The following is a 6,172-nucleotide window of genomic DNA, read 5'->3' as shown; positions in this document are numbered from 1 at the left end:
GGCTAGAAATATGTACACCTCAATTCGTACAAAGCTCAAACTCAATAACAAACAAAAAACCCTGATGGCTCAACACGCAGGTTATACCAGATGGTGTTATAACTGGGGCTTAAGCTTGTGGAATGCCGCTTATAAAAATGGTTATAAACCCAATGCTCGTATAATTAGAGAAGTTTCTTGTCACGTTATGTGACGCTTTGTATCAGTTTTATAGAGCAGCAAGTATTTATACTATACAAGTCAATTACTTTTTTCGTCGATCAAATTCCGAGTAAATAATTAGGGCTTGCTGATGAAATATCGCGCGCATTAACAGATGTGGGTTTGAAGAATTTCAGGAACTGCTGAAATACTAGCTTTTAGTTAGATGAAGGGGAAAAAGTAAGGATTTGGGGTAATGATGAGAGAAAAACTCAGGGGCAATGATGAATGATATCAAAGCAGCTTTGATTTTCTGCTTCATAAAACCGATATAAAACGTCTCTCTTGGTGCGCGTTCCCTCACAGGAGTCAGCATTCCCTCACAGGAGTCGGCGTTCCGCAAGCGAGCTGTCGGCGGCGCGGGGTCCGACCGCTTGCGTCTGACGCCGACGCTGGGTCTGACCCCTTGCATCTGACGCCGACGCTGGGTTGCACCGCATAATAAGTGACATTTTAATGTTTACTTCCTGCTTTCCTAGGGAATGCTACGCAAACCACTGAGGCCGTCGGCGGTTACTCATCCACAGGCATTCACGGGTCTTGCCCGACCGCATCTCTCAAATTGATACTGGCGTTTAAATTTCCTAAATTCTGTCTCCTGACTCCTGACTCCTTCTTCTATACTAAATTTTGTGGTGCGGAATGTGGGATAAAAAATTGTGGAACTTATAAACCTGTAGGGAAGTTCCATGGAACTTCCCTAAATTATAGGCGTTTGACTATGAAGCAATAACATAATCAATCAGTTGTGCAAGTCTTTGACGCAAAGTTTCTAGACCAAGAGCTTTGGCAGCAGAAATAAATACTGCCATCGGATATTCTTCGTGAGCAAACCTTAAAGTATCTCCATCTACTTCATCGATCTTGTTAAAAGCAACTAAAGCAGGTCCTGGAGTTTCTGGCATTTCTGCCAAAATATTCATCACAGAACGTATTTGACTTTGCCAAGCAGGATGAGACAGATCGACCACATGAAGTAAAGCATCTGCTTCTGTCACCTCTTCAAGGGTTGCCCGAAAAGCATCAATTAGAGTAGGTGGGAGTTCGTGAATAAATCCTACCGTGTCGGTAATCACAATCGGAATTCGCTTACCCGTAATTGCATCAGGAATAATCAGACGACGAGAAGTAGGATCTAGAGTTGCAAACAATTGGTTTGCGGCATAAACCTCTGATTTAGTAAGTGTATTCAGTAATGTAGACTTGCCAGCATTAGTATATCCAACTATTGCCACAGTTGGTACTTCTTGATTTTGACGATGTTGGCGTAGACGGGAGCGGTGTGCTTGTAACTGATTTACCTCTTTCTGTAACCGAGAGATCCTAGCATTAATTGCCCGACGTTCTGTTTCTAACTTAGTTTCACCAGGTCCTCTAGTACCAATACCACCACCAAGACGAGACATAGCCTCACCTCGACCTGTAAGACGCGGAATAGTGTATTCCAATTGAGCAAGTTCGACTTGCAACTTTCCGGCACGAGACTGAGCGCGTTGAGCAAAAATATCAAGAATAACTTCAGTACGGTCTACTACTCTAACACCAACCTTAGTTTCTAGGTTACGAACTTGAGCAGGAGAAAGGTCGCGGTCAAATACAACTAAATTAGCTCCTACAGTTTGAACAGTCAGAGCAATTTCTTGGACTTTACCCTCTCCCACCACAGTTTGAGGATGGGGTTGCGATCGCTTCTGTTGCATTGTCTTTAAGACCAGACCTCCAGCAGTATTAACAAGTCTAGCTAATTCTGCTAACCCGTCTTCAAATTCTCTATCCTTCATTTTGTCTGTTTTTAGCCCTACCAACAGAACTTTATCTTGGTCAGAGTCAACTTCTTGAGCAATAAATTCTCTTTGAAATTCTGCTTCTAATCCATCAATCAAATCAACAAAGTCTTGTTTAGCAAGCATATCCAAACTGAGAGGGGGTGATACCGTCCAAAACTGCTCTTGGATATTAGTATCTGTATGATCTGTTTGAGTAGGTAACAAGTGAGCTAAATAAGCTTGTTTAATGTAACCGGTAGCTCCACCCCCTTTGCGTTTAAATCCTTCGCCTGTGAGGGTAAGCACTACTAGAGCATCAAGTCGTTGAATAACCATTGCAGTCAGAGCAGCTTCTGAAGGCACTTCTGGTTTTAGGTTAGTAGCAATGCAACGAATACCACTAAGGCGACTTGCACCGTATCGGGGTAATTCCAAAGGAGGGATTTGGGTTTGACGGGGTGTGCCAATTCCCACTCGAATAATTTTTCCTCTACGATTAATATAAACGCAGACTGGTTGGCCAACTTCTTTACTGATTGAGGCGACTCTTTGGGCAAATTCTGAGGTAGTTAGGCAATCGCTTGGTAACCGCTGATGGTACAACCGTTGCAGTTGTTTGAGTTGGCTAGATTTTAGACCTTGAAGATTTCCGTAGATGGTTTCGATAGGCATTCCTAGCCACAAAAATGTGGCCCCTCTCTAAATAATACTTTAGAATTATAAATATCCTATTATAGCGTCGTGTGCAGGCAACAGGCAACAGGCAACAGCGGTCAGACCCCGCGCCGCCGCCAGCTCCCTTGCGGAATACTGACCAAGAGAGGCAATAGAGGGAATAAATTGCCGACAATATAAGACTTTTAGCTATTTGGCCCCTCCTATAATTTGTAAATATACCAGCGCTCATTGCTATATAATCCTAATTTTTGAGTTCAACTCAGTTATATAGTAAACTTGTCGCTTTATAACTTCAAAAATCTCCAAAAACCTTAGTTCTATAAGGATTGTAGCTATTGGCAACTGAAAAGCCTTGGAATTATTGCTCTGTCTAGGTTGGAGTGATTTTTTCCTTCTATTTAGCGACAACTCTAGCATATATATACTATATCTTTATCTTTACAACTATCACTTCAATCTCCCCTAATGCCCTACTGCTAATAAAAAGTGTTAACCGGATTTGATATTACTTCACCGAGAAAATGGTTCTGAAGCCTTGCCTTTCTAGTGCGACTTTCTAAGGTAGCAGCAATCAGCTGGAGTTTAGACTAAATTTTTGGGGTATTTAGATAATTTGCTCAGAAGCAATGAAGACTTGAAACTCAGAATCCTTCGAGAATATAAGTAGTGCAGATGTTTTCAATGAATAATGATTATTTTTCTTTTTTGGCAAGTTTGAGTGAAGCTGACATTATTCAAACTATTCAACAAATCTTTCCAGGGCACAATTACAGCGGTTTTTATTTGGGTAAACCACAGTAGGGACGTTCCATGGAAGGTCTCTACAAGATTTTGCTGGTGAAGATTTGGTTCATCAATTTGAAAAGCGCTGTATAGCAATGTGCGCTGGCTTGCTTTACAAATTTCAGGAGGTGTCCAATAACTAAAAGTTTTATATAATAAGCTTTTTATCCCCCCTACTGCCTCACAGGAGTCGGCGTTCCGCAAGCGAGCTGTCGGCGGCGCGGGGTCTGACCGCTATTGCCTACTGCCAAATGAGCTGCGCACAGCGCTATAACCCATAGTACAGGCTGTGGATAATTGACTGAAAAGTCTTTGCAATGCTGCAATGCGAAATAGTTTCAGTCTTGTTGGCCTATCTGACTATTCTCCCTCGGCAAGTTTCCGGCCTGCCTTAATTAGTCTAAACTCCAGAATCAATGTTAGCGGAGCTTTGCGCCAGCAAAACATCAACCCACCGAAGAGCTACGGATAGGTAGGAATCCCCGCGCCTTTAGGCTGGGGAGAATGTCAACTTGGACGAATTCTATTTAACTGCTCTAAAGCCCATTTTGCTGTTTTTTCAACTTCCGGATCTGGGTCATATTCCGCTTGTTGCAACAAGCTAGTTGTTTGAATAATTAACTCATAAATTCGAGTTAAATCTCGGATAGCATTTTTTCTGACTTCTGCATTATCATTTCGTATTGACATAGCCAAAGCTCTATTCATTGGTTTTAATGTTTTAGTTCCTATTTCTGAGAGAGTGGCTAAAATTAAACTTTGTTGTTTAGAGTCAGAATCTATTAGTAAATTAACTAATGGTTGAACAGCTCTAGAATCTCCTCTTTGACCTAATTCCCAAATAGCATGATGCCGTTTTTTCGGGTCAAAATTTTGTAAATCGCTAATTAATTCTTCAACAACATTCACTTCAGGTAAAGGATAGTTATTTGGTAGAGTAATATCTCCAGATTCTTCCACTGTAGAATGTCTGTTATTTGTTTCTGATAAATTCACTTTAGCTTGTGGAGAGTCTTCAACTGTAGAATGTCTGTTATTTGTTTCTGATAAATTCACTTGATTTTCTTGAGTTTCTGGTTGCTCATAGTGATTATTTTCTTTACTTTCAACTGTAGATAGTTTTTCAGTTTTAACATCTAAATTATGATTATTATTATCGAGCTGTAAACTATTTTTTGAGATTTCTGTAGAAGTCTTTTCTCTAGATTCCTGTAATGAGGGGACAAAAGAATCTAAAGAATCGTTTCTATTGGCCAAAGAAGATTTTTCTAGGGATGTAGGCCATCTAGGGGGCGGCAGTTCGGAATCGTTAGCCTCTAAATCTAAATCAGTTGAAGTTGTTTCTGGTATTTGATCTTGAGGTTGTAAGTCTTCTGGATCTAAATCTTTTGGCTGATGATCGTCAAAAAGCTTGAGTAAGACAAATACTGCCGTACCTGTGACAAGAACTGATGTAATGCTCAAAATAAACAGTGCTTTCCGTCCTCCTAGAGCTTTGAGTATTGCACGAACAGGTTTAGGAACTTTTGAGTCCTTCGATTCTTTTTTATTTTTATTTCTAGATTTATTGGCCTCAGAATCAGTATCTTGAGCAATATGCAGAGGAAATGAAGATTTGGTTATTGATACTGGATAATTATTTTGATTGGTTGATTGTAAATTTTTTGCCTCTGTAAAGCTACGGTGATTTAATTCTCCTGTACTGTAATCATTAACGATAGCTCTACTTAGGGGCGGAAAAGAATACAGGAAAGTCAACGACGTAATGATATAAAAGATGGATTTGTAATGGGCCATGATGTTCTCTTAGGAGTTTTCAGAGGCAACTTTTACGGAATAAGTAAACAAGTAACTATAGTTTAGTTCGATCATAGCTGCTGTTAGTTAAGAATAGTCAAATTATTTAAACTTTAGCGACAAAATTACTATTCTACAGATATTATGGTATGGGTAGCACAATGTAGAATGCACTGAAAGGAAACTAACGATTTAACTTTAAAAAAACTATAATACATAAGTTAGGGAAAAAGATGAGAGCCAGGCGGTTTTAACCTCACCGATATTACAATGGAGATATGCTGATACTAACCTACGAATTTAAGTTAATCCCCTCTCAGCAACAGATTGCCATCATTGAGGATATGCTGGCAGTCTGTAGAAAGGTGTGGAATTATGCCTTGAGAGAGCGCAAAGACTGGATTAACAGTAGGAAGTGTGCAGTTAACTATTGTTCATTACATCAAGAGTACATAATCCCTGGGGATGCGCCTTACCCTAACTACAACATACAAGCGGCCAATTTAACTAAAGCCAAGAAGACTAACCCAGAGCTGAAAAGAACAAATGCTCAAGTCTTACAACAAGTTCTCAAGAATTTGGAAAGAGCATTTAACAACATGAAACAGCAGGGTTATGGCTTTCCTCGCTTTAAAAACAAGTACAGAATGCGGTCTTTTGTTTTTCCTCAGTTTAAAAATAATCCCGTCTCCAACGAGTATATAAAACTACCTCAAATTGGATTAGTTCCGATGAGATTATGTAGACCAATACCAGAAGGATTTAAACTGAAACAGGTTAGGGTTGTCAGACGAGCAAGTGGGTATTTTGCAATTGTTTCTTTGCAAAGTCCTGTCAGTGTTCCGGATACCCCTGCTTTTGGACATCCGTTAGGAATTGATATTGGACTTGATAAATTCTTAGCAACTTCTGAAGGTGAATTGATTGAACGTCCAAAATTTTTAAGC

4 protein-coding genes are annotated in these 6,172 nt (G+C 39.9%); 2 read left to right on the top strand and 2 right to left on the bottom strand.

The window, feature by feature from the left end:
- Positions 1-193 (top strand): helix-turn-helix domain-containing protein (locus AC3DU7_RS21895; protein WP_488041421.1); only part of this gene is annotated, 193 nt, incomplete at its 5' end.
- 727 nt (positions 194-920) lie between these two features.
- On the opposite strand, the gene hflX is transcribed toward AC3DU7_RS21895, so the two are convergent.
- Both hflX and AC3DU7_RS21885 read right to left on the bottom strand, forming a co-directional pair.
- Complete coding sequence (gene hflX, locus AC3DU7_RS21890) at positions 921-2,639, bottom strand: GTPase HflX (protein WP_488041420.1); 1,719 nt, start codon at positions 2,637-2,639, stop codon at positions 921-923.
- Between the two features lie 1,296 nt (positions 2,640-3,935).
- Positions 3,936-5,225: a HEAT repeat domain-containing protein gene (locus AC3DU7_RS21885; protein ID WP_488041419.1), complete on the bottom strand. Its 1,290-nt coding sequence runs from the start codon at positions 5,223-5,225 to the stop codon at positions 3,936-3,938.
- 278 nt (positions 5,226-5,503) lie between these two features.
- Here AC3DU7_RS21885 and AC3DU7_RS21880 point away from each other — a divergent pair.
- The coding region (locus AC3DU7_RS21880) for an RNA-guided endonuclease InsQ/TnpB family protein (RefSeq protein ID WP_488041418.1) at positions 5,504-6,172 on the top strand (669 nt) is incomplete at its 3' end.

The sequence above is a fragment of the Okeania sp. genome (genome assembly GCF_983059655.1).
This window is presented reverse-complemented; position numbering and strand designations above follow the sequence as displayed.

What these genes read in the sequence shown, in the direction of transcription:
- hflX (WP_488041420.1), bottom strand. Translation starts at nt 2,639, where the DNA reads ATGCCTATCGAAACCATCTACGGAAATCTTCAAGGTCTAAAATCTAGC.
- AC3DU7_RS21885 (WP_488041419.1), bottom strand. Translation starts at nt 5,225, where the DNA reads ATGGCCCATTACAAATCCATCTTTTATATCATTACGTCGTTGACTTTC.